The sequence below is a fragment of the Labrys sp. KB_33_2 genome, from assembly GCF_052114505.1.
Taxonomy (GTDB): Bacteria; Pseudomonadota; Alphaproteobacteria; order Rhizobiales; family Labraceae; genus Labrys.
In genome coordinates this window covers 103,244-125,988 of record NZ_JBFREW010000008.1, presented here as the reverse complement: position 1 = coordinate 125,988, position 22,745 = coordinate 103,244, and the positions used below count along the sequence as shown (strand labels likewise).

Genomic DNA, 22,745 nt, shown 5'->3' with positions numbered 1-22,745 from the left:
GCTGCTTCGCTACTGGCTGAGGAGGGAGATGAGCTTGGCTTGATCTCGAAGGTGCATCGACCCCTCATCCCCCTGCCGGGACCTGAGGCCTTCCGCAGGAAGTGCCAGATCCCGCAAGGGGAGAAGTGAATTTATTGGGTGCGGGATGCGACACGTCGTGACCCTTCAGTCGCGCTCTAGTTAACCCACTGAAACCCTTCTCCCCTTGTGGGAGAAGGTGGCAGCAGCCGGATGAGGGGTGAACCACTGGTTCCTACATTATTCGATCACCACCAAAAATTCATATTTAATATATAGAAATAGTAGTCTAATGTGCCTAGCTCCCATCAAGCGGCGCTGTGCGTGCCGCAGCGAAGACGAGACCAGGCATGACGCGCTACAGGCTGAGTTTGCTCGACAAGAGTCCCCTTGCTTCCGGTGATGAGGCCCCTGACGCCCTCAAGCGCACCATTGCCCTGGCCCAGGCGGCGGAGCGGCTTGGCTACCACCGTTTCTGGGTTGCCGAACACCACAACGCCCCCGAACTCGCCAGCTCCGCCCCCGAAGTGCTGATCGCCTTCCTGCTGGCCAACACGGCCCGAATCCGCATCGGGTCGGGTGGGGTGATGCTGCAGCATTACAGCGCCTACAAGGTGGCGGAGGTCTTCAATCTCCTCGCTTCGCTGGCGCCGGGACGGGTCGATCTCGGCATCGGCAAGGCGCCGGGCGGGTTGCCGCTGGCGACGCGCGCGTTGCAGGGAGCCCATGACCCCGCCCGCAAGCCGGGCTTTGCCGAGCAGCTCGACGATCTCGGCCGCTTCCTCGACGGGCCGGTTGCGGCCGGCGAGACGCTAGCCGGCCTGAGCGCGACGCCGCGGCCACCCGTGACGCCCGAGCGTTTCCTGCTGGGAGCGAGTGTGGAAAGCGCCGAACTTGCGGCCACCAGGGGCTGGCAGTTCGTGTTCGCCCGCCACCTCAATGGCGACGATGTGCTGCTTGCCGATGCCGTCGCCGCCTATCGCAGCAAGGCCGGGCGACCGCCCCTGGTGGCGGTGGCCGCCATCGTCGCCGACAGTGCCGCCGAGGCAGCGCGCCAGGCCGCCGGATTGCAACTCTTCAAGGTGCATGTTCCAGGTGCCCAGAGCGTCACCGTCGGCAGCGAGGCGCAGGCGAAGGATTATGCCCGCCAGGCCGGTGCCAGCGAATATCGCGTCGAGCGCAAGGCGCCGAGCGTCCTCGCCGGTACGGCGGCCGACGTACTGGCGGCACTCGATCGCCTGCATGAGCGCCACGGCATCGGGGAATTCATCGTCGAACCGGCCGTGAAGGGCGCGGCGAGGCTGGCCCTGGTCGAGCAGCTTGCCCAAGCACACGGTGTCACGGAACACGGTGTCACCGCCCGCCGGTCCCCGGCCGCGCAGCAGCCGGCGCTACGCCAAGTCATTCCCGCCTGACCGCTTAGCATTTGAGGAGAGAGATTTGAGCAGGAAACGCATTCCCTTCGGTGTGATGCTGCAGGGCCCGGGCGGCCATATGAACGCCTGGAAGCATCCGAGCGTGCCGGCCGATGCCAGCATCAATTTCGAGCATTATGTCCGCTCCGCGCGCCAGGCCGAAAAGGCCGGCATCGCCTTCGTCTTCATCGCCGACGGCCTCTATATCAACGAGGTCTCCATTCCGCATTTCCTCAACCGCTTCGAGCCGATCGCCCTGCTTTCGGCGCTGGCAGCCTCGACCTCCAGCATCGGCCTGGTCGGCACGCTCTCGACCTCCTATTCCGATCCCTTCACCGTGGCCCGGCAGTTCGGCTCGATCGACGTGATCAGCGGCGGCCGTGCCGGCTGGAACGCGGTGACCTCGCCGCTGGAAGGCTCGGCCCGCAACTATAATCGCGACAAGCACCCCGAACATGCCCTTCGCTACGAGATTGCCGGCGAGCATATCGAGGTGGTCAAGGGGCTGTGGGATAGCTGGGACGACGATGCCTTCCCGCGCAATCGCGAGACCGGCCAATATGCCGATTTCGCCAAGATGCACCGGCTCGATTTCAAGGGCCGCTTCCATGCCGCCGAAGGGCCGCTCAACCTCAGCCGCTCGCCGCAGGGCCAGCCCGTGCTGTTCCAGGCCGGTGCCTCGGATGACGGTATCAAGCTGGCCGGCCGCCATGCCGACGCGGTGTTCGCCGGTTCCGAATCCTTCGAGGACAATCGCGAGCTGTCGCGCAAACTCAAGCAGAGCGCGCTGGCTCATGGTCGCTCGGCCGATCATCTCAAGGTGTTTCCGGGTGTTGCCCCGATCGTGGGATCGAGTGAGGAGGAGGCGGAGCGCAAATATCAGGAGATCCGCGCGCTGGTGACGGATCACGAGGCGCTGCTCTATCTCGGGCGTTTCTTCGACCATCACGATTTCACCGCCTATCCGCTCGATGAGCCCTTCCCGGAGCTTGGCGATATCGGCGCCAATAATTTCCGGGCCCATACCGACCGCATCAAGCGCGTCGCGCGCGAAAAGAAGCTCACCTTGCGCGAGATCGCGCTCGATGTCGCGACCCCGCGCACCAGCTTCATCGGCACGCCCGAGGCGATCGCCGACGAGTTGATCCGTTGGGCGGAGGGAGGCGCCGCCGATGGCTTCGTGCTCGGCTTCCATGTGCTGACAGCCGGACTCGACGATTTCGAGACGCATGTCCTGCCGATCCTGGAGGCGCGCGGCCATCACCGCCCGGCCCAGTTCGGCACCACGCTCAGGGACCATCTCGGCCTGCCCTACCGTGAAAGCCGCTATGCGGTCGCAGCCGGGCCGGATGCCGGCGAGGAGGCGGCCTGATGACGGCGCAGTTTCCCCCACCCTCGGCCACGGCAGAGGCGATTGCACTCCAGGCCATCGCGACGCTGGGCGAGGAATTCGTCGCCCTGCGTCGAAAGCTGCATACTCAACCGGAGCTCGCCTATAAGGAAGAAAAGACCAGCGCCCTGGTCGCCGGTTACCTCGAATCCTGGGGCTATGAGGTGGCGCGCAATGTCGGCGGCACCGGGGTGGTCGGTACGCTCAAAAGCGGCCAGGGCAGCAAGATCGTCGGCATCCGGGCCGATATGGACGCCCTGCCGATCACCGAGGCCACTGGGCTGCCCTATGCCAGCACGGTGCCGGGGGTGATGCATGCCTGCGGCCATGACGGCCACACCTCGATCCTGCTGGCGGCGGCCAAGCACCTCGCCACGACGCGCGCCTTTTCCGGCACGCTCAGGGTGATCTTCCAGCCCGCCGAAGAGAATGGCGGCGGCGCCCGCTCGATGATCAAGGACGGGCTGTTCGAGCGCTTCCCGGTCGATGCCGTGTTCGGGCTGCACAATTGGCCCGGTGTACCCGCTGGCGAGTTCGGCTTTCTGGCGGGCCCGACCATGGCCTCGGTGGACCTTGCCATCATCCGCGTCATCGGCAAGGGCGGCCATGGCGCCAAGCCGCAGCAGGCGGTCGATCCGGTGGTGGCCAGCGCCTCCCTGGTGCTGGCGCTGCAGACGGTGGTCTCGCGCAATGTCGACCCGCTCGAGGCGGTGGTCGTCACCGTCGGTTCGATCCATGGCGGCATCGCGCCCAACGTCATCCCCGACAGCGTCGAGTTGCAGCTCACCATTCGCACCTTCGATGACACTGTGCGCGAGAACGTGCGCCAACGCATCATCGAACTCGCGCAGAGCCATGCCGCTTCCTTCGGCGCGCGCGCCGAAGTCCATTATCCACGCGGCTATCCCGTGCTGGTCAATCATGCCGGGGAGACGGACTTCGCCCGGCAGGTAGCGGCCCGCCATTTCGGAGAAGAACGCATTCGCCAGGCCTTCCGGCCGATCACCGCGAGCGAGGATTTCGCCTTTATGCTCAAGGAGCGGCCGGGCAGCTACCTCTTCATCGGCAATGGCGATAGCGCTGACCTGCACAACCCCCATTATGATTTCAACGATGCCATTCTCGTGGATGCGGCGCGCTACTGGGTCGCGCTGGTCCAGGATTATCTTTCCGATAATAGTGAGCCGGCAAAATGACAGATATCTTCTTCTATACGACCCCGCTCGACGAACAGGCACGTCCCCTGGTCGAGGCGCTCACCTTCGAATATCAATCGCGCTATGGCAATTATTGGGGCGAACCGGGTTCGGCGGAAATGAGCCGCTATCCCGCCGAGCTCTTCGCACCGCCCCATGGCAATTTCGTGCTGCTGCTGCGTGATGGCGTGGCTATCGCCGGCGGCGCCTTCAAGCGTTATGACGAGCACACGGCGGAATTCAAGCGCGTGTGGACCCATGTCGACCTGCGCCGCCAGGGCCTTGCCCGCAAGGTGTTGGTCGAGCTCGAGTCGCAGGCCGCACGCCAGGGCTATAGTCGCATCTACCTCACCACCGGCTTTCGCCAGCCGGAAGCCGCGGGCCTCTATCTCTCGACCGGCTATACCGCTCTGTTCGACGTCACCAAGGATCCCGAAACCTACGGCTCGCTGCCCTTCGAGAAGGACATCTCCCATCTCGCCTCCGAAGTCGAGCGGTCGGTCGCAGGTGGTGCGTCGGCAGCAGACGACCGGTTGGTCGCGCTCAGCGCTGTCCGAGCCGCGCGCCAAGCGGCGCCGGAACAGGGTCAGGCTGGACGCAAGGCAGGCTGACAGGGTCGCTTGGTCGGCCTTACTTCGCCATTTAATCTACTTTTTCTATGGACTAACTGAATCAAGAACGAAGGAAGCGCGGGATGGCCTCCACCACGGATTTCGACGGCGTACTTGCAGGGCCCCAGGCGAGCAATGCGTCCGACTATTCGCGTTATCGCGTGGTGCCGGCCCGGCATCCCTGGCGCGCGGTCGGCACGGTGGTAGCCGTCCTCATCCTCGGGGTGACCCTCTATTCGATCCTGGCCAATCCGAAATGGGGCTGGGACGTCTTCGCGCAATATTTCGTCTCCGAGCCGGTGCTGGTCGGGCTCGCCCGCACGGTGCTGCTCACCGTGCTGGCCTCCATCTTCGGCTTCCTGCTCGGCGGCACGCTCGCCTTTGCGCGGGTCTCCAAATCGCCGCTGCTTGCCGGGATATCCTGGGGCTATATCTGGCTGCTGCGCTCGGTCCCGCTGATCGTATTGCTGCTGATCCTCAACAATCTCGGCTATCTCTACACCACGCTGGATATCGGCATTCCCTTCACCGGCATCCTGTTCGCTCAGTACAATCTGGTGGAGGTTCTCAGCCCCTTCTCGGTCGCGCTGATCGGCCTCAGCCTCAACCAGGCGGCCTTCTCGGCCGAGATCATCCGGGGCGGCATCCTGTCGGTCGACCAGGGCCAGCACGAGGCCGCGGCTGCGCTCGGCTTGTCGCGACGCCGGCATGCCCTCGGCATCGTGTTGCCCCAGGCCATGCGTGCCATCCTGCCGAGTGGCTTCAACGAGATCATCGGCTTGGCCAAGTCGACCTCCATGGTCTACGTCCTGGCGCTGCCGGAATTGTTCTACACCGTGCAGGTCATCTACCGGCGCAATCTCGAGGTCATTCCGCTCCTGATGGTGGCAACGGTCTGGTACCTCATCATCATGAGCGTGCTCTCGCTCATTCAGCTGAGGATCGAGCGCCATTATGCCAGGGGCGCTTTGCGCACTGCCCCCGCGTCCTTGCTGGAACGCATCACAGGACGCGATAATAGCCGCCAAACCAAATCAGCTCCGATAGCGCAGCCGTCGGCGCCTGCCGTTCGCAAGCCTCTGGTTTCGGCGCTGCGCCCGACCCGGCAGGAAGGCTTGATCGAGATTCATGGCCTGTCCAAGCGCTACGGCAGCCATACCGTATTGGACAATGTCAGTCTCACCGTCCGGCCCGGCGAGGTCACCGCGATCCTGGGCCCCTCCGGCGCCGGCAAGTCCACCTTGCTGCGCGCCATCAATCATCTCGAACGTGCGAGTGAAGGCTTCATCGCCATCGATGGTGAGCTGATCGGCTATGAGCGCCGCGGCAATGTGCTCTACGAACTGAAGGAAGGCGCGATCCGCCGCCGCCGTGCTTCGATCGGCATGGTGTTCCAGAACTTCAACCTGTTCCCGCATCTTACCGTGCTCGAAAACATCATCGAGGCGCCGGTCTCGGTGCAGAAGGTGCCGCGCGCCGTGGCCCTTGAACAGGCCCGCGACCTCCTCAGCCGCATCGGCCTCGTCGACAAGGCGGATGCCTATCCCCGCCAGCTTTCCGGCGGCCAGCAGCAGCGCGTTGCCATTGCCAGGGCCCTGGCGCTCAAGCCCAAGGTCATCCTGTTCGACGAGCCGACATCCGCCCTCGATCCCGAACTGGTCGGCGAAGTGCTTGAAGTGATCAAGGAACTCGCCACCTCCGGCACCACCATGGTGATCGTCACCCATGAAGTCGGCTTCGCCCGGGAAGTGGCCGATACCGTGGTGTTCATGGAGAACGGCCGCGTCCTCGAATCTGGCCCGCCCGCCTTGCTTTTCAATGCGCCCGCCCATTCCCGCCTGGGCGAATTCCTCGCCAAGGTTCTGTGAACGCCCAAGCTTTTTCGACGTCCATGTCGGCGCGCGGGGAGCCGCCGGCGCGACCCTTCCTCTCAAGCCCGATCAGGAGACTCCATGACGACCCGTTCCGCCTCTATCGCCGCCGGCGCCCTTGCGGCCGCCCTGGCCCTCGGCCTCAGCTTTGCCGCTTTCGCCGGCGAATTCGATCTCAGCCCGGAGCAACCCGGCCGCCTGCGTGCCGACAAGAACGAGGAGGCGATCAAGGCGATCGCCAAGGATGCCAAATTCGTGCGGGATGGCAAATTCACCGTGGCGGTCAATCCCGGCCTGCCGCCGATCGTGACCTATGCCACCGATTCCAAGACGCCCGTCGGCTTCGACCCGGATCTTGCGCAATTGGTGGCCGACAGCCTCGGCAAGGAATTGGTGCTGGAGACGGTGACCTGGGCGGATTGGCCGCTCGGCCTCTCCTCGGGTAAATATGATGCCGTGATCACCAACGTCACGGTGACCGAGGAGCGCAAGGAGAAGTTCGATTTCTCCACCTATCGGCGTGACATTCTCGGCCTCTATGTCAAGTCGGACAGCCCGATCACCTCGGTGAAGGAGCCCAAGGACATTGCCGGCCTGAAGGTGATCACCGATGCCGGTACCAACCAGGAGAAGATCCTGCTGGCTTGGGACAAGCAGAATCAGGCCGCCGGCCTCAAGCCGATCGAGGTGCAGTATTACGACGACGATGCGGTGAAGACGCTGGCGCTGCAATCCGGCCGCGCCGACATCACCTTCAGCGTGAACGCCACCCAGGCCTTCCAGTCGGCGCAGACGGGCAAGACCAAGCTGGTCGGCACCATTTCGGGCGGCTGGCCGATCACAGCCGATATCGCCGTCACCACCCGCAAGGGCGGCGGTCTCGCCGATGCCGTGACGATCGCTGTCAACGGCCTGATCAAGGACGGCAAATATGCCAAGACGCTCGCCCGCTGGAACCTGAGCGCCGAGGCGATCGAGAAGGCCGAGACCAACCCCCAGGGCCTGCCGAAGAGCTGAGGGCGGTCATGACCATTGCCACCATGTGTAGACGCCAACCTTAGGCTTGTTGCGCGACAATCCCTCCCCGACTTCGGGGAGGGTGGCCCGAAGGGTCGGGTGGGGGAGAGTGGTGCCAAGCCGCCCAAGTCTGACGGGTGCGCACCACTCTCCCCCTTCCGTCGCTGCTGCGCAGCGACACCTTCCCCGAAGTCGGGGAAGGATCGGCGCGCCTCTTTCCGAAAGGATGCCCATGCCTTCTCCCCTCGTCAGCCATGTCGGCTTCCTCTCGCCGGGGAGCTATCCGGACGATGATCCGGCGGGCGGCCTGGAGCGCACGCTGCAGCTGTTCGAGCTCGGCGAAAGCCTCGGCTATGACAGCGCCTGGGTGCGCCAGCGCCATCTCGAACCGGGCGTCTCCGCTGCGGCGGTCTTCCTGGCGGCGGCGAGCCAGCGCACCCGCCACATCCAGCTCGGCACCGCGGTGATCCCGATCGGCTATGAGAGCCCCTATCGCCTGGCCGAGGATCTTGCCACCGTCGACGTGCTCTCGCGCGGGCGGCTCAATGTCGGCCTCAGCGCCGGCACGCCGCCGCATGCCGAATTGCTGGCGCCGCTGGTTTTCGACGGCGACTGGCGCAGCCATGACTTCTCCCATGCGAGGGTGCAACGGCTGGCCGATAATCTCCGCGGCAGCTATCTCGGGGCGCCCGACAGCCTGATCGACATTCCCGGTGGTCGCATCCGGCCCCGCCTGCAGCCCTATGCCAAGGGACTGGTCGAACGCCTCTGGTACGGCGGCGGCTCGCTGCGTTCGGCCGAATGGGCCGGCCGCAGCGGTTTCAACCTGCTGATGGGCAACGTCACCACGGGCGAGGGCACCGACGATTTCTTCGAGGCGCAGGTGCGCCAGCTCGAAACCTATCGCGCGGCTTCGGCCCGGCCCCGCGTCGCCCTCGGCCGTGTCATCGTGCCCTATGACAGTGCCGATCGGGTGACGCGGCAGCGCTATGCCGACTATGCCGCGAGCCGGCATGCCCGCACGCTCGCGCCCAATGGTCCCCGGCGCACGCTCTATGCTGCCGATCTCGTGGGTTCCTCCGATCAGATCCTGGAGCGCCTCATCGCCGATCCGGTGCTCGCTGGGGTCGGTGAATTCAGGCTGGAGCTTCCCTATGCCTTCGGGCAGCACGACTACGAGCAGATCCTCACCGATTTCATCCAGCGCATTGCGCCCGAACTTGGCTGGGGCGCTGGGAGCGCGGACTTCCAGTCCGCTTCTTTTTCAGCCCGTGCGCGGCATTTGTGAAAGGACGATGCGGATATCGCGACAGGCGAACCTGTCGCTGAGAAGTCTGCGCTCCGAAGCAGCCCTCACCAAGACAGTCGAGACATGACATGAATTCCGGCAATCTCCGCGCAGCCGTGGCAAAGCCTGGCCAGATCCACGACAATCTCACCGATCTGATCGGCAACACGCCGCTGCTCGAGCTGCACAATTATGCCCGCAACCGCAATCTGTTCGGGCGGATCGTCGCCAAGATCGAGTTCTTCAATCCCGCCGGCAGCATCAAGGATCGTGCGGCCTGGGCCATCATCGCGGAGGCCGAGGCGGCCGGCCAGCTGCACCGCGGCGATCTCATCGTCGACGTGACCAGCGGCAATACCGGCATCGGCCTGGCCGCGGTGGCGGCCTCGCGGGGCTATCGGGCCAAGTTCTATGTCAGCGACAATATCAGCCAGGACAAGGTCAAGCTCTTGCGCCTCTACGGGGCGGAGATCGTCACGGTGAAGAACGAGTTCTTCCTCGACCCGGAGGCAATCGACAAGATCACGCAGCGCATCCGCGAGGAAAATCCCTCGGCCTTCTTCGCCGACCAGCTCGCCAATCCCGCCAATCCGCGGGCCCATTTCGAGACGACGGGTCCGGAGATCTGGCGCGATACGGCCGGCAGCGTCGACATTCTTGTCGGCGGGGTCGGCACCGGCGGCACCACGGCCGGCGCCGGGCGCTTCCTCAAATCGAAGAAACCCAGCCTGAAAGTGGTGATCGCCGAGCCGGCCGAAGGATCCATTCCGACGGAGGAGAACCCCTATCCTGACGAGATCGATGGCGTGCACAAGGTGAGCGAGGTGCCGCCCGAGCAACTGCCGAAGAATTTCGATACCGGGATCGCCGACGAGATCATCGCGCTGGGCACGGCGCAGGCGCGCCGGACGGCGCTGGAGCTGGTGGCGGAAGAAGGCATCTTCGCCGGCACTTCCTCAGGCGCCGTGCTCTGGGCTGCCACCCAATTGGCGGCCCGGGCGGAGAACGCCGGCAAGGTCATCGTCGCCATCCTGCCCGATACGGGCGAGCGCTATCTCGGCTCTACCTGGTGGCCACTGGAGACGGCGCCCGGCGTGGAGCGGCCGAGCGCAGCAGAATAGCGAGCGCAAGATCGATCAGGCGTGCCCCGCCGTCACGCCGCCGGCCCGTGCATAGGCCTGCCTGGTGCGCTCCGTCGGGCGAACCGCGAGGCGCTCTGCCAGCAGCGCCCTGGCCAGATTGGTCCGCCCAGAGCGTTCGGCAGCGGCGATCAGGGTCTGCGTCACCAGATCGCGCTGGGCATGGCTGCCGCCGATGCGGATGACCTTGTAGCGCACCGGCAGGATCAGCTCGATGCTCCTTGCATAGTCGCCTTCGGCAAAGGCGAGGGCGCCGTCGACGAGGCGGCGGCCGACATCGACCGTGATATCCCTGTTGTCGCCGATCCCGTCGCGGGCATAGGCGTCGAGCGAACGGCGCAGACGCTGCACCCCCTCGGCATTATCAGCCCTCGACACGGCAAGAGCGAGATGGAGGTCGTTGAACACCAGCACATGCTCGTCGACATGGCCGAGCCAGCTTTCGGCGAGGGGAGCCCAGCGCCCACCGACATCGGCACCAGCGAGTTCCAGGCGCCAGAGGAGGGCGGAGGCGTCGACGAGGTCGAGCAGGGATTCGCCCGTCAACCTCGGCGCGACGAAACGGTCATAGTCGCTCAGAACCTCGGCGAAGCGGCCTTCCTCGATGAGATAGAGGGCGAGGTGCCAGCCATTGTGGATGGAGAGGGCGTGGGCCTTGCTCCAGGCCGGGCGCGAGGCCTTGAGGAACTCGATGCCTTCGGCCTGGCGGCTTTCGGTTTCCAGCACATGGGCCACGGCGTGCACGGCCCAGCCATCCTCGGCATTGCGGGCGATGGCGGCGCGGCCGACCTCTTCGGCGTGGCGCAGCTCCCCGGCCTCTTCCAGGCCGAAGGCGTATTGGCCGAGGACATAGCCGTAATTGGCGCCCTGCGGATCCCAGGCCGGCAGCACCCGCGCGACGGAATCGCGAATGCTGAGCGAATGGCCGAGATAGAAATAGCTGTCATGGGCAAATCGCAGCGCCAGGGCGTCGACGGGTTGGTCGATGAGGATGTCTTCCCAGATATTGGTGGCGACAACGATCTGGCCTGATGCCCAGGCCTGCGCCGCCTGGAGATGGCGGTTTTCGCGGGTACCGGCACCGCCGATCGAAGCCTGGGCCGCCGACAGCGCCGCAGTCACGGCGGGATGATCGCCGCGCAGGCCATTGAGCACCAGCAAGGAAGCGATCGCGCTGTGCCCCAGGGTGAAGGCCGGGTCGCGGTCGACTGCCTCCTGCAGCACGGCGACAGGGTCACCCTTCCAGGCATAGTAGTCGCTGACGGCCTGATCGAGAGCCTGTACCGAGGCCGGCGAGCCGGTGATCTCGAGTCCCTGAGCGTCCTTAGGCATGATGACGGTCGTCCTTCTTAGCTGCGACGGTTTCCTCTTCGACGGCGGCGAGAAAATTGGCGATGTCCTGAGCCGCCCGCGCTGGACTTTCCCAATGCGGCGCATGGCCGATGGCAGGATAATGGATCGCGGTGAGATCGGGAATATGACGGGCGAGGCGGATCTGCGTGCCCTCGTCGAACACGCTGTCCTGCGCCCCCCAAAGTGCCAGGGCTGGCAAGTTGAGAGTCTGTCGTGGCGGTGCGCGTTCGTCGACGAGGCCGTCAAGAACCTTGCGCCAGGTCTCGGGTGCCAGCTTGAGGCTTTCCTCGACGAAAATAGCAAGCTGTGGGTCGGAGAGCTGCGCGAAGGTCGTGCCTTTCTGGAAAGCCTCGATGAAATCGCGCGGGATGGTCGACGACAGGCCAGCCAATTCGGTGCGCAGTTCGAGAAGGCCTGCATGGCCCGCCGCGTCGGGCGCGGCGCCGATCAGCACCAGGCTGTGAACAAGGTCGGTCCGGCGGGCTGCCACGCGTTGGGCGACGATGCTGCCAAGCGAATGGCCGGCAAGATGGACCGGCCCTCCCACCACCGCCTCGATGAAGTCGATGGCATCGCCTGCGAAGTCGGCAATGGCGTATTGCTCGGCGGCATCCGAGCCGCCATGCCCGCGCTGGTCCAAGACCAACAGGCGAAATTGCTGGCCAAGCCGGGCGAAGAGGGGTTCGAAACTGCGCCAGCTGTCGGTGTAGCCGTGCAGCAGCACGAGCGGAGGGCCATCGCTCCCCACCTCGACGAAATGGTGACGCAAGCCGTTGGGCAGTTCGACAGAGCGATTTCGAACACCCGGGAGGGGAGCGGTCGGCGCGGAAATCTGTGTCATCACCGCTCCGTGCGGTTGCCGGTGGAGAGGAGATCCTGTTCGAGCGCGGCCAGGGACGCGGGGCGTGCGACGCGCAGGACGAGGAACCAGATCACGCCAAGCGCCAGCAGGCCGAGGAAGATGTAGGGCAGGATCGAGAAGGGCCAGGCCGGAATGGGATAGACGCTGCCGGCCAGCGGGATCAGCAGCAAGACAATGGTGATGAGGCTCACCAGCCCGTGCCAAGGCCTGAACTCGCCGATACGGCTGAGAAAGAAGGGCACGCCGGCTGCGGCCAGAATATAGGCGAACAGGAAGCCGAAAGTGGCAACGCTGCCGAGCAGGCCGAAGGCATCGAGAAGGCCGTAGCCCGACTGCGTGAGGGCCAGCGAGAGGGCGATGGCAACCACCGCCAGGATGGTGACCGCGACATGCGGGGTGGCGTTGACTTTGTGGGCATTGCCGGCCGAGCCATGGAACAGGCCATGCCCGGAAAGGGCGTAGAGCACGCGGGCGCCGGCATTCAGGCTGCCCAGGGTGCAGGCAAAGAAGCTCAGCGCCACGCCGAGATCGATCAGGCTACCGACCCAGCCCAGGTGAATGCCCTGGGCCGCGGTGGTCAGAGGAGCTTCGGCCTTGTCCAGTGTCACCGGCAGAGCGTGGAAGGCGCCGGTCAGGCCATAGGCGCTGACGATGAAGAGCAGCCCGATCGCCACTACGCTGACGATCACGGCGCGCGGAATGGCGCGATAGGGGTCGCGGGCTTCCGCCCCCAATGTCGTGGCGCTCTCGAAGCCGACGAAGCTGAAGAAGGCCAGCACCAGGCCGAGGCGCAACTGGTCGGCGCCGACGCCTTCCAGTGTGAATTGCGCGTTGTCTATGGCGGGTCCGATCCAGAAGATCGAACCCAGCACCACGACCAGGATCAGTGCGACGGTGGCCAGTTCGATGATCAGGGTTGTCCTCGTCGACAGACGGATGTCGCGATAGGCGAACCACCACGCGGCGACGATGACCAGGAGGCTGACGGCGAGGGTAAGGGCCGCATCAGCCTCCTGAATGCCGAAGGTGTGGGCGAGTACGAGCAGGGAGTTCACTGCACCGCCGATCACGGCCGCCGCGGTAAAGAGATAGGCGATCAGCAGCGACCAGCCTGCGACGACGCCCCAGAAACCACCGAGGCCCTGGCCGGCGAAGACATAGAGTGCACCGGGATTGGCGGTGCGGCGGGCGAACTGGTTGATGTTCCAGGAAACGAACAGCAGGGCGATAGTGGCGAACAGATAAGCGAGCCATGTCCCGTTGCCGGCTACCCCGAAAACCACGGGAATGACCAGAGCCGGCGTGCCGGAGGGAGCGACCGTGCCGATCGACTGGGCGATCACTTCCGGTAGTGAAAGGCGGTTGTTGGCAAGGGAGCCCCTGCCTTCGAGGGGCGCGGCTTGGGCGCCCTCAGTCGTCACGCTGCTCATGGTCTTCCCCGCGTCGTCGGCGCGGACGGCCCGCACCGGCCGATTGTCAGCATCAGTGGCTTTTGAAGTTATGTCAATTAAATCTATAGACTTTATATAATTAAAAATTACAAGCCTTCCCGCACATAGCAGGAGGCAATGCGAAAGCCTGCGAGCTTGGTCTAGTCGACCTGTCCGTTGCTGCGGGCATGGGCCTGGGTGATCTGGCTCCCGGGCGGCACGCTGCGGGTCAGCCAGACATTGCCGCCGATGGCCGAGCCGCGGCCGATGGTGATGCGGCCGAGTACGGTGGCGCCGGCATAGATGACGACGTCGTCCTCGACGATGGGATGGCGGGGGCTGCCCTTGACGAGCGCACCGTTCTCGTCGGTGGGAAAATGGCGGGCTCCCAGCGTCACGGCCTGGTAGAGACGCACGCGCTCGCCGATGACGGCGGTTTCGCCAACAACCACGCCGGTGCCGTGGTCGATGAAGAAACTGCCGCCGATCTCGGCGCCGGGATGGATGTCGATCCCTGTCTTCGAATGGGCGATGTCGGAGATCAGCCGGGCCAGGAACGTGGCGTCCAGGCCATGCAGGGCATGGGCGAGACGATGATAGATGATCGCCGTCATGCCGGGATAGCCAAGCAGGATCTCGGGGAAATTCGTCGCGGCGGGATCGCCGCGGAAGGCAGCGCTGAGGTCGCTGACCAGCACACCCCGAATGGCGGGCAACCGGCCGGCGAAAGTGCTGGTGATCGCCAGGGCCTGCTCGCGCAGGCTGTTCTCCGGCACGGAATCGTCGCGCGTGAAGGCAAGGCTGCGGCGCACCTGTTCGGTGAGCAGGATCAGGGCATTGTCGAGTGTCGAGCCGACGAAATAATCGATATTGCCGGCACCGATTTCCGACTGGCCGTAATGGCTGGGAAAGAGGGCGGCCTTCAGCCCGTCGAGAATGGTCGTCACCGTCTCGCGCGAAGGCGTGCGGCGGATGCGGCCCTGATGGCGGATATTGTGGGTGATCTCACGAGAGAGCCTGAGTTGCGCCACCAGGGCATCGAGATTCCAGCCCGGCGTGGGCGGCCGCGTGGCGGTCGATGCCTCTTCCTGCAAGGCGATGGCATGCTGTGCGATCTCGTTCATGGCACGGCCTCTTCTCGGCGGCAGGGGTCGGGAAAACCGGCGGAGATGCTCCGCCATGCATCGCCCCCGTCGTTCTAAATTTAATTATCTACTATTTCTATAGACAAATTGTAAATTTCAATCGAAGCTGTGTTCTCAAGATCGAACTCGCCACACGGAACGCCTCATGAGACCTGCCTTTGCCCCGTCGTTGCCCGCGATCCGCTTCCGTCCCGATACTGGGCCAGCCGGTCTTGCGCCAGCGACAGAGGCCGGCCGTGGCTAAGGCGCGCTATTGCCCCCGTACGGCCTATCTGCGCAGGCTGATCGAGCAGGGCCGCATCATCGCCGCCAAGCAGCAGGCGGGCGCGTGGCTGCGCGAAGCCTATGCCTCGCCGCAATTCCTCAGCCTGATCGCCGAACTGCTCGATCCCGCCAAGCCCGACCGTGACCGCCGCAACCGGCGGCCGCCGGCGCAATGGCTCGATATCGGCGAAGCCTTCGACGCCATACGCGAAGACGGTTTCACCCGCGACCAGACCATCCTGATCCTGTCCGACCGCTTCCACCGTTCGGCCGGCCTCATCGACAAGGCTCTCGACTTCTACCGGGACGCCCAGCGTCCCTACTCAGTTGCGCCGACGGCGCCAGCCCCGCTCGTCGACACCGTGGCCGGGGAAAGGGCCTGAAATGGCGAGGTTCGAGCCTATTTCACGCGTTGCTCGCGGGGTTTGCCAAAGCCACGTGACACGTCGGTTGTTAGCCCATTTGTCCGGAGCCTTGCCGGCCTCGATACAGGGCAAATCCAGATCTTCTTCCGCGCCATGAACCAGACAAGGAGCACCGTATGGCCGATGAACCCGCCGTTCGCCGAACATTGAACGAAGCGGCGGCAAGACAGCTTGCCAATGCCACCAAGACCAGGGCCCAGTGGTCCGGCATCACGCCGCGCTGGCTGGTTTCCTTCCTGCCCTGGACACCGGTGGAAGCCGGCATCTATCGCCTCAACCGGGTCAAGGAAGACCAGGGTGACATCAGCGCCGAAGTCGAGTGCTCGCCCCGCCGCGACCAGGATCCGGACCTGCCGGAGACCTTCGTCGACTATGAGGAGGCGCCGCGCGAATATTCGTTGAATGCCGTCACCACGGTGCTCGACGTGCAGACCCGCGTCTCCGATCTCTACAGCCATCCCTACGACCAGATCCAGGAACAGCTGCGGCTCCTCATCGAGAAGGTGAAGGAGAAGCAGGAGAACGAGCTGGTCAACAACAAGGAATATGGGCTCCTGCCCAATGCGCAGGCCAGCCAGCGCATCAAGACCCGTACCGGCGCTCCCACGCCCGACGATCTGGACGAGCTGATCACCAAAGTCTGGAAGGAACCTTCCTTCTTCCTGGCCCATCCGCGCGCCATCGCCGCCTTCGGCCGCGAATGCACCCGCCGCGGCGTGCCGCCGCCGACCGTTACCTTGTTCGGCACGCCCTTCCTGACCTGGCGTGGCCTGCCGCTGGTGCCGAGCGACAAGCTGGAGGTCGACGCCAAGGGCAAGAGCAACATCCTGCTGCTGCGCACCGGCGAGAAGAAGCAAGGCGTCATCGGCCTGTTCCAGCCCGGCGTGCCCGGCGAGGTGCAGCCCAGCCTGTCGGTGCGCTTCATGGGCATCAACCGCAAGGCCATCGCCTCCTACCTGATCTCGCTCTACTGCTCCTCGGCCATCCTCACCCATGATGCCCTGGCCGTGCTGGAAGGCGTCGAGGTGGGCAAATATCACGACTATCCCGACAAATATGTCTGATCGGGGCTGATGCCGACAGGCGAGCCTTTATCTCGACCATACCGAGTATGGTGCGATCGGCCCTCTCCACGAAGTGGGGAGGGGTGGCCCGACGAAGTCGAGTCGGAAGGGGTGTGGAGGGCGGCGTGACGCCATCTCCGAAGCTCGGGCGACCGTGGTGCCATCTCGTCAAGTACACCGCGCTGCCCGCCACACCCCATCCGCCCAAACTTCGTTTGGGCACCTTCCCCAGCTTCGTGTGGAAGGCAAGCCGCGCTTCTCTGGGCAGGGATAGGAGCCATTCCCCGCCATGACGACCGCCCTTTTTAAGGAGCTCCCGCTCGATGACATCAGGCCTTACCTCAAGCCCGACCTGGCCGGATCCGACGGTGCTGGCAGATCTCGCCAATGCCCTGTTCCAGGCGCCCCCCGGCCAGGGCACCGTGCCGCTGGCGCCAACCGTGCCGGCGGTCCCGCCGAGCCCGACGCTGGCGCCGGCGCCTTCCATCACCACCAGCGTCGCCCCGCAGGTGCCGGCACGCCCGCCTGTCGGCCCGCCGGACCTGCCGCCCGTGACCATTCCCTCGATCGTGCCGACACCGACCATCCCGATCGCGCCTGCCACCGCTCCGCAGCCGCTATCGGGTGCGTCGGCAGTCCCCTCGGACGTGCCGCAGCCCGGTGGCTCGGCCGGCCCCTTCGTGCCCAGTGTGCCGACCCAGGTCGACTTCTCCGTCCTGCCGCCGGGTCTTGCCGAGTTTCTATCGCTGTTGCGTCCCGACGTGGCCGCCGCCGCACCTTTGCAGGCTCCGTCCACGGCCTCCGTTCCCGGCTCGATCGCCCAGCCGTCCGAGGATGGCTATTATTTCCTGCGCGACGGACAATCCCTCGCTCCCTCGCAACCGCCTGCGCCGCCTCTCGCCACCCCGCCAGCCGTTCCGGTGGCGCCACCTAGTCCGCAAATTCCGTCGGTCGCGCCGCAGGTGGGCTCGCCCGCCGTTCCGGCTGCCCCGCGCCTTCCTGATTTCAGTGCGATTTCCCTGGAACTGCGTCCCGACGCAGTGCCGGATCTTGCCCCATCGGGCCGCCCCTTCGATGCGCAATCGGTCAAACGCGACTTCCCGATCCTGCAGACGCAGGTGCATGGCAAGCCGTTGATCTGGCTCGACAATGCGGCAACCACTCAGAAGCCGCAGGCGGTGATCGACCGCCTCAGCCATTTCTACGAGCATGAGAATTCCAACATCCATCGCGCGGCCCATGCGCTGGCGGCGCGGGCAACCGACGCCTATGAGGGCGCGCGCGAAAAAGTGCGGCGCTTCCTCAATGCCGGCTCGACCCGCGACATCATCTTCGTGCGCGGCACCACCGAGGGCATCAACCTGATCGCGCAGGCCTTCGGACGCCGCCATGTCGGGGAAGGCGACGAGATCCTGGTCACCTGGCTGGAGCACCACGCCAATATCGTGCCCTGGCAGATGCTCGCCGCCGAGAAGGGCGCCAAGCTGCGTGTCGCCCCGGTCGATGACACCGGGCAGGTGATTCTCGAGGAATATGAGAAGCTCATCAATCCGCGCACGCGCATCGTCTCGATCACGCAGGTCTCCAACGCACTCGGCACGGTGACGCCAGCGCGGGAGATGGTCGCCATCGCCAAGCGCCACGGCGCTACGGTGGTTGTCGATGGCGCCCAGTCCGTCTCGCATATGCGCACCGACGTGCAGGCTCTCGATGCCGATTTCTTCGTGTTCTCGGGTCACAAGGTGTTCGGCCCGACCGGCATCGGTGTGGTGCATGGCAAGCCCGACGTGCTCGCCCATCTGCCGCCCTGGCAGGGTGGCGGCAATATGATCGCCGACGTCACCTTCGAGAAGACGATCTATCATGGCCCGCCCGAACGCTTCGAGGCTGGTACCGGCAACATCGCCGACGCGGTGGGGCTCGGCGCGGCGCTCGACTATGTCGAGACGATCGGCATGGATGTGATCGGCCGCTATGAGCATGAACTCCTGGTCTACGCCACCGAGCATATGCTTAGCGTGCCCGGCCTCAAGCTGATCGGCACCGCCAAGGAAAAGGCGAGCGTGCTCTCCTTCGTGCTGGATGGCTGCCGGACCCAGGATGTCGGCGTGGCGCTCGATCGCGAGGGCATCGCGGTGCGCGCCGGCCATCACTGTGCCCAGCCGATCCTGCGCCGCTTCGGCCTGGAAAGCACGGTGCGGCCGTCGCTGGCCTTCTACAATACGTATGACGATGTCGATGCGCTGGTGGCGGCGCTGAGAAAGATCCAGAGCGGGCGGGGCTATCGCTGATCCTTGGAGCGCGGACTTCCAGTCCGCGCTCCAAAAACCTATTTGCCCAGCCAGATCGTGCCCGACGGATTGTCGACGGGAACGCCGACGGCATTGCCATATTCGGTCCAGGAGCCGTCATAGTTGCGGGCGTCATAGCCGAGGATGCGCTTGAGGGCGAACCAGCTATGGCTCGAGCGCTCGCCGATGCGGCAATAAGTGATGATCGGCCTGGTTCCGTCGATGCCCTTGGCGGCATAGATGCCGCGGATCTCCTCGACGGGCTTGTAGGTGCCGTCCTCGTTGACGATGGTGGCCCAGGGCACGTTCTCGGCGCCCGGTACGTGGCCGGCCCGGATCGCGAGTTCCTTCACGCCTTCGGGGGCGAAGATCTTGCCGGCATATTCGTCGGGCGAGCGGATGTCGACCAGCTGTCCGTCGACCTTGCCCTGGGCAAAGCCGAGCACGTCGGGAAGCCGGGCGCGCAGGGCTTCGTTGCGGTCCGGCAAAGTGAGCGCGGAGGCTGAAAGATCAGGCACGTCGGCGGTGAGGGCGAGGCCGCGGGCTTCCCAGAGCTTGCGCCCGCCGTCCACCAGCTTGGCGCGCTCGCCGAAGCCATAGACGTCAAGCACCCATACGCCCCAGGCGGCGAACCAATTGTTGTTGTCGCCATAGACGATCACGGTGGTGTCGTCCCCCACACCGGCCTTGCGCAGGGTGTCCTGCAGCTTCTCGCGCGAGGCGATATCGCGGTTGACGGTGTCGACCAGGTCCCGATGCCAGTCGAGATTGACTGCTCCGGGGATATGGCCGCGCTCATAGACGGTCGGATCGACGCTGACCTCGAAGATCCGCACCTTGGGATTGTCCAGATTTTCGAGAAGCCAGTCCGCCGTAACCAGGGATGTGGAAGCTGGTGTCGTCATCGCTTGCCTCGTTGCAGGAGTGTCCGGAAGGCGAGCTTAATTCATAAATACACTTAGTCCATAATTTTTATATAATAATCTTGACCAAGCTCTGTTCCCTGTCATTATTCAGCCATATCGCTCGAAAGACGCATCCTTTCCTTTGAATTCGGAGCAAGTGGCATGCGAAGCAAGATCGGACTTTTCGGCTTTACGGCCCTCGCTCTCGCCCTGCAGGCGCCTGCGGCATGGGCGGAAACGCCGCCGGGAATCGCCGTGGTGGCGCAATCCATCGACGACGTCACCAGCTTCGACCCGGCCGAGGCCTTCGAGTCGACGACGGGGCAGGTGGCCAACGCCCTCTATCAGCGCCTGGTACAAGCCGATCGCGATGCCAGCGCCAGCATCAAGCCGGCGTTGGCGTCGAGCTGGGAAGCGGGCAGCGATGGCAAGAGCCTGACCTTTACCTTGGCCAGGGACGCCAAATTCGCCTCCGGCAATCCCGTCCGGCCGGAAGACGTGATCTTCTCCCTCAGCCGCGCCGTGAAGCTCAACAAGGCACCCGCCTTTATCCTGAACGAACTCGGCTGGACTGCCGACAATGTCGAAGCTGCCATCAGCAAGGTCGATGACGGCAAAGTCAAGCTGACCTGGCAAGCTGATGTCGCTCCGTCCTTCGTGCTTGCCATCCTCACCGCCAACGTCGCCTCGGTTCTCGACGAAGCGGTGCTCGCGCCGCAAGCCAGCAATGGCGACTTCGGCAATGGCTGGCTCAAATCACATTCGGCCGGCAGCGGCGCCTTCAAGATCAACTCCTATACCGCGCATGAGGCGCTGGTGCTGGACGCCAACCCAGCTTCGCCTGGCGGCGCACCCAAACTGCAGGGGCTCATCTTCCGCAATGTCCCGGATCCGGCGGCCCGCCGCCTGCTGGTGGAGCAGGGTGACGTCGACATCGCCCGTGGCCTCGGCATCGACCAGGTCGAGACGCTCAGGGACAAGAGCCAGGTCAGCATTTATGCAACGCCTTCGGCGCGGCTCGAATATCTCCTGATCAACACCAAGGCCAATCCGACCCTCGGCAATCCGGCCTTCTGGAAGGCAGCGCGCTATCTCGTCGACTATGAGGGCATCGCCAAGAACCTGCTGCGCGGCCAGTATCGCGTGCACCAGGCTTTCCTGCCCGCCGGATTCCCGGGCGCCTTGGGCGATACCCCCTACAAGCTTGATGTCGAGAAGGCCAAGAAGATCCTGGCCGATGCCGGCATCGGCCCGACGAGAATCAGTTTCCCGGTCTTCAACGAGCCGCTCTTTCTCACCATCGCCCAATCCCTGCAGCAGAGCTTCGGCCAGGCCGGCCTCACGCTCGACATCCAGCCGGGTGTGAGCAGCGAGATCTTCGCCAAGGCACGCTCCGGGCAATATGAGGTGACCCTGCGCTATTGGGGCCCGGATTATTTCGACCCGCATTCCAATGCCGGCGCCTTCGCCGTCAATCGCGACAACAAGCGCAACACCGTCGCCAAGCAGGCCGGCTGGGTCATCCCCGAGCTCAGCGACGAGACGGCCGCGGCCGTCAAGGAGCAGGATCCGGCCAGGCGCATCGCCCTCTATGAGGAGTTGCAGCGCAAGATCCAGAAAAGCTCACCCTATGTCGTGATCCTGCAGGACAGCGACCAGATCGTGCTCGCCAAGGGCGTCACCGGCTATTTCCAGAGCCCCTATGGCGACGTGTTCTACGATCGCGTCGAGAAGCGCCCGGCGCCCGTGCGCGCCGACACGAACTGACAGGAGACCAGGCATGAGCCGCAGCCGCGACAAGTTGTTTCTGCTTGAACCCGGATTCGAGGATCCCAACTATCCAGGGCAGCGCTTTGTCTGCCCGCACAGCAACCAGATCGAAGGTGTGCTGGCGAGCTTTCCCGAACTGGCCGGGCATCTCGACATCGAACGCGTGCCCTTCGCCCGGCCGCGCCGGGCGGTGATCGCCGAACTGGGCGAGGTCAACCAGTCCCTGCCAGCGCTGGTCCTGCGGGAGGGACCGGTTCCCGACGATGCGGAGCACTTCGGCGACGCTGCCTTCGTCAAGCCGACCCAGCGCATTCTCGAACTGCTGGCCGAGCGTCACGGCTTTCCGCGCCTGCATGGCTGACGGCGGCCGGGCGCCAAAGCGCCGTGTGGTTTGAATAGACCGCTTCAAATCGCAACGGCGCGTCGAAGCAATGAGACTCTTGGAAAGGAGGACATGGCCATGCGCTTGAGGCGGCGGGCTCTGGATCAGCTCTTGCAAGGGCGCCATGCTCACAAGGGAGGGCGCACGCTGGCGCAGCGCGCTCGCAACCTGACCACGATCGCAACGGCCTATTCCTGGGACGAATTGCTTGCCGAACGCGGCATCGGGCAGGTCACGGCCCTCGAGGTCGAGCGCTGGCTCGCCCTGAACGGGCTGCAATTGCGGCAGGCCGGCACCGGGTCGTTCCGGCACGGCTGAAGTTCACTGGGTTTGCGTCGAGGCCATGGCGGTATCCACCTGCCGGACTTGCCTGAGCGTGCGCGCCCAGCGGTGCAATTGGCCGATCAGGACATCCATGGCCTGACTGGTCTCGGAGCCGGGCACAAGGCGGCCATCGGCATCGGTCGCCCGCCAGGCATTGGCCAGGCTCACGCTATCGCGTAGGGCGATCGCATGCAGCTCGGCGAAGACCAGCCTCAATTGCTCGACCGCCCGTAGCCCCCCGGAAATGCCGCCATAGGAGACGAAGGCGATCGGCTTTTCCGCCCATTCGCGACTGGCCGCATCGATGATCAGCTTGGTGGCTGCCGTATAGCCATGATTGTATTCCGGCGTTACCAGGATGAAGCAATCGGCGTCGGCCAGCCGGCGGCGCAACGCCTGTCTCGTTGGGCAATCCTCCTGATGCAGCAGTGCCGCAAGGTCGATCTGCTGGGGATCGACGAGGTCGATGTCGAACATCCCTGATTGGGCGAGCCGCAGTTGCACCCAATGGCCCATGATATCGCAGAAGCGGCCGCGACGGCTGCTGCCATAGATCAGGCCGAGGCGGAACGGAGCCCGGCTCAT

Annotated in this window: 20 protein-coding genes; 14 read left to right on the top strand and 6 right to left on the bottom strand. The window is 64.8% G+C overall.

The genetic code is table 11. The features are described 5' to 3' along the window. Positions 1 to 368: 368 nt before the first annotated feature. The 8 genes from AB4037_RS15920 to AB4037_RS15885 all read left to right on the top strand — a co-directional run bounded on the left by AB4037_RS15920 (position 369) and on the right by AB4037_RS15885 (position 9,927). Positions 369 to 1,433: an MsnO8 family LLM class oxidoreductase gene (locus AB4037_RS15920; RefSeq protein WP_441772168.1), complete on the top strand. Its 1,065-nt coding sequence runs from the start codon at positions 369 to 371 to the stop codon at positions 1,431 to 1,433. 55 nt (positions 1,434 to 1,488) lie between these two features. Continuing rightward, positions 1,489 to 2,805 carry an LLM class flavin-dependent oxidoreductase gene (locus tag AB4037_RS15915; protein ID WP_434959740.1) on the top strand — a complete coding sequence of 439 codons (1,317 nt, stop codon included), beginning with the start codon at positions 1,489 to 1,491 and terminating at the stop codon, positions 2,803 to 2,805. Next, the gene (locus tag AB4037_RS15910; protein WP_441772167.1) at positions 2,805 to 4,019 is read left to right on the top strand and encodes a M20 aminoacylase family protein; all 1,215 of its coding nucleotides are present in this window, start codon (positions 2,805 to 2,807) and stop codon (positions 4,017 to 4,019) included. Before AB4037_RS15915 ends, AB4037_RS15910 begins: the two co-directional genes overlap by 1 nt. Beyond that, entirely contained in the window at positions 4,016 to 4,630 is a 615-nt protein-coding gene (locus AB4037_RS15905; protein WP_441772166.1) for a GNAT family N-acetyltransferase, read from the top strand. The genes AB4037_RS15910 and AB4037_RS15905 overlap by 4 nt, the downstream gene beginning before the upstream one ends. 83 nt (positions 4,631 to 4,713) lie before the next feature. Beyond that, positions 4,714 to 6,498 carry an amino acid ABC transporter permease/ATP-binding protein gene (locus AB4037_RS15900; protein WP_441772165.1) on the top strand — a complete coding sequence of 595 codons (1,785 nt, stop codon included), beginning with the start codon at positions 4,714 to 4,716 and terminating at the stop codon, positions 6,496 to 6,498. Between the two features lie 84 nt (positions 6,499 to 6,582). Then, entirely contained in the window at positions 6,583 to 7,518 is a 936-nt protein-coding gene (locus tag AB4037_RS15895) for an ABC transporter substrate-binding protein (protein ID WP_441772164.1), read from the top strand. Between the two features lie 226 nt (positions 7,519 to 7,744). Further along, complete coding sequence (locus AB4037_RS15890; protein ID WP_441772163.1) at positions 7,745 to 8,806, top strand: LLM class flavin-dependent oxidoreductase; 1,062 nt, start codon at positions 7,745 to 7,747, stop codon at positions 8,804 to 8,806. A gap of 89 nt (positions 8,807 to 8,895) precedes the next feature. Beyond that, the gene (locus tag AB4037_RS15885) at positions 8,896 to 9,927 is read left to right on the top strand and encodes a PLP-dependent cysteine synthase family protein (RefSeq protein WP_441772162.1); all 1,032 of its coding nucleotides are present in this window, start codon (positions 8,896 to 8,898) and stop codon (positions 9,925 to 9,927) included. A gap of 15 nt (positions 9,928 to 9,942) precedes the next feature. Here AB4037_RS15885 and AB4037_RS15880 read toward each other — a convergent pair whose 3' ends face one another. The 4 genes from AB4037_RS15880 to epsC form a co-directional block, all read right to left on the bottom strand. After that, positions 9,943 to 11,277 carry a tetratricopeptide repeat protein gene (locus AB4037_RS15880; protein WP_441772161.1) on the bottom strand — a complete coding sequence of 445 codons (1,335 nt, stop codon included), beginning with the start codon at positions 11,275 to 11,277 and terminating at the stop codon, positions 9,943 to 9,945. Next, entirely contained in the window at positions 11,270 to 12,139 is an 870-nt protein-coding gene (locus AB4037_RS15875; RefSeq protein WP_434958962.1) for an alpha/beta fold hydrolase, read from the bottom strand. Before AB4037_RS15875 ends, AB4037_RS15880 begins: the two co-directional genes overlap by 8 nt. Next, positions 12,139 to 13,590 carry an APC family permease gene (locus AB4037_RS15870; protein ID WP_441772160.1) on the bottom strand — a complete coding sequence of 484 codons (1,452 nt, stop codon included), beginning with the start codon at positions 13,588 to 13,590 and terminating at the stop codon, positions 12,139 to 12,141. The genes AB4037_RS15875 and AB4037_RS15870 overlap by 1 nt, the downstream gene beginning before the upstream one ends. A 161-nt stretch (positions 13,591 to 13,751) precedes the next feature. Continuing rightward, positions 13,752 to 14,714, bottom strand: a complete 963-nt coding sequence (epsC, locus tag AB4037_RS15865; RefSeq protein WP_441772159.1) for a serine O-acetyltransferase EpsC — start codon at positions 14,712 to 14,714, stop codon at positions 13,752 to 13,754. 257 nt (positions 14,715 to 14,971) lie between these two features. Between epsC and AB4037_RS15860 the strand changes: the two genes are divergently transcribed. The 3 genes from AB4037_RS15860 to AB4037_RS15850 all read left to right on the top strand — a co-directional run bounded on the left by AB4037_RS15860 (position 14,972) and on the right by AB4037_RS15850 (position 18,779). Beyond that, a complete protein-coding gene (locus AB4037_RS15860) occupies positions 14,972 to 15,382 on the top strand; it encodes a hypothetical protein (RefSeq protein ID WP_441772158.1) in 411 nt (136 codons plus the stop codon). A gap of 158 nt (positions 15,383 to 15,540) precedes the next feature. Further along, on the top strand, positions 15,541 to 16,488 hold the full coding sequence (locus AB4037_RS15855) for a family 2A encapsulin nanocompartment shell protein (RefSeq protein WP_434958966.1): 948 nt from the start codon (positions 15,541 to 15,543) through the stop codon (positions 16,486 to 16,488). 323 nt (positions 16,489 to 16,811) lie between these two features. Continuing rightward, complete coding sequence (locus AB4037_RS15850; RefSeq protein WP_441772157.1) at positions 16,812 to 18,779, top strand: family 2A encapsulin nanocompartment cargo protein cysteine desulfurase; 1,968 nt, start codon at positions 16,812 to 16,814, stop codon at positions 18,777 to 18,779. Between the two features lie 38 nt (positions 18,780 to 18,817). Here AB4037_RS15850 and AB4037_RS15845 read toward each other — a convergent pair whose 3' ends face one another. Beyond that, positions 18,818 to 19,684, bottom strand: coding sequence for a sulfurtransferase (locus AB4037_RS15845; RefSeq protein ID WP_434958968.1), 867 nt, complete (start codon positions 19,682 to 19,684; stop codon positions 18,818 to 18,820). Positions 19,685 to 19,846: 162 nt separating this feature from the next. Between AB4037_RS15845 and AB4037_RS15840 the strand changes: the two genes are divergently transcribed. The 3 genes from AB4037_RS15840 (at position 19,847) to AB4037_RS15830 (ending at position 22,154) form a co-directional block, all read left to right on the top strand. Beyond that, positions 19,847 to 21,451, top strand: a complete 1,605-nt coding sequence (locus AB4037_RS15840; protein ID WP_434958969.1) for an ABC transporter substrate-binding protein — start codon at positions 19,847 to 19,849, stop codon at positions 21,449 to 21,451. Between the two features lie 13 nt (positions 21,452 to 21,464). Then, complete coding sequence (locus AB4037_RS15835; protein WP_441772156.1) at positions 21,465 to 21,815, top strand: DUF3088 domain-containing protein; 351 nt, start codon at positions 21,465 to 21,467, stop codon at positions 21,813 to 21,815. A 93-nt stretch (positions 21,816 to 21,908) separates the two neighbouring features. Further along, on the top strand, positions 21,909 to 22,154 hold the full coding sequence (locus AB4037_RS15830; protein ID WP_434958971.1) for a hypothetical protein: 246 nt from the start codon (positions 21,909 to 21,911) through the stop codon (positions 22,152 to 22,154). 3 nt (positions 22,155 to 22,157) lie between these two features. Here the strand turns inward: AB4037_RS15830 and AB4037_RS15825 are convergent, their stop codons facing one another. Further along, the gene (locus AB4037_RS15825; protein WP_434958972.1) at positions 22,158 to 22,745 is read right to left on the bottom strand and encodes an NADPH-dependent FMN reductase; all 588 of its coding nucleotides are present in this window, start codon (positions 22,743 to 22,745) and stop codon (positions 22,158 to 22,160) included.

Coding starts and splice junctions, on each gene's coding strand:
- AB4037_RS15920 (WP_441772168.1), top strand. CDS start 369: ATGACGCGCTACAGGCTGAGTTTGCTCGACAAGAGTCCCCTTGCTTCC.
- epsC (WP_441772159.1), bottom strand. CDS start 14,714: ATGAACGAGATCGCACAGCATGCCATCGCCTTGCAGGAAGAGGCATCG.
- AB4037_RS15905 (WP_441772166.1), top strand. CDS start 4,016: ATGACAGATATCTTCTTCTATACGACCCCGCTCGACGAACAGGCACGT.
- AB4037_RS15915 (WP_434959740.1), top strand. CDS start 1,489: ATGCTGCAGGGCCCGGGCGGCCATATGAACGCCTGGAAGCATCCGAGC.
- AB4037_RS15885 (WP_441772162.1), top strand. CDS start 8,896: ATGAATTCCGGCAATCTCCGCGCAGCCGTGGCAAAGCCTGGCCAGATC.
- AB4037_RS15900 (WP_441772165.1), top strand. CDS start 4,714: ATGGCCTCCACCACGGATTTCGACGGCGTACTTGCAGGGCCCCAGGCG.
- AB4037_RS15825 (WP_434958972.1), bottom strand. CDS start 22,745: ATGAGCCGGGCTCCGTTCCGCCTCGGCCTGATCTATGGCAGCAGCCGT.
- AB4037_RS15845 (WP_434958968.1), bottom strand. CDS start 19,684: ATGACGACACCAGCTTCCACATCCCTGGTTACGGCGGACTGGCTTCTC.
- AB4037_RS15830 (WP_434958971.1), top strand. CDS start 21,909: ATGGCCATGCGCTTGAGGCGGCGGGCTCTGGATCAGCTCTTGCAAGGG.
- AB4037_RS15910 (WP_441772167.1), top strand. CDS start 2,805: ATGACGGCGCAGTTTCCCCCACCCTCGGCCACGGCAGAGGCGATTGCA.
- AB4037_RS15840 (WP_434958969.1), top strand. CDS start 19,847: ATGCGAAGCAAGATCGGACTTTTCGGCTTTACGGCCCTCGCTCTCGCC.
- AB4037_RS15855 (WP_434958966.1), top strand. CDS start 15,541: ATGGCCGATGAACCCGCCGTTCGCCGAACATTGAACGAAGCGGCGGCA.
- AB4037_RS15880 (WP_441772161.1), bottom strand. CDS start 11,277: ATGCCTAAGGACGCTCAGGGACTCGAGATCACCGGCTCGCCGGCCTCG.
- AB4037_RS15850 (WP_441772157.1), top strand. CDS start 16,812: ATGACATCAGGCCTTACCTCAAGCCCGACCTGGCCGGATCCGACGGTG.
- AB4037_RS15890 (WP_441772163.1), top strand. CDS start 7,745: ATGCCCATGCCTTCTCCCCTCGTCAGCCATGTCGGCTTCCTCTCGCCG.
- AB4037_RS15895 (WP_441772164.1), top strand. CDS start 6,583: ATGACGACCCGTTCCGCCTCTATCGCCGCCGGCGCCCTTGCGGCCGCC.
- AB4037_RS15875 (WP_434958962.1), bottom strand. CDS start 12,139: ATGACACAGATTTCCGCGCCGACCGCTCCCCTCCCGGGTGTTCGAAAT.
- AB4037_RS15870 (WP_441772160.1), bottom strand. CDS start 13,590: ATGAGCAGCGTGACGACTGAGGGCGCCCAAGCCGCGCCCCTCGAAGGC.
- AB4037_RS15835 (WP_441772156.1), top strand. CDS start 21,465: ATGAGCCGCAGCCGCGACAAGTTGTTTCTGCTTGAACCCGGATTCGAG.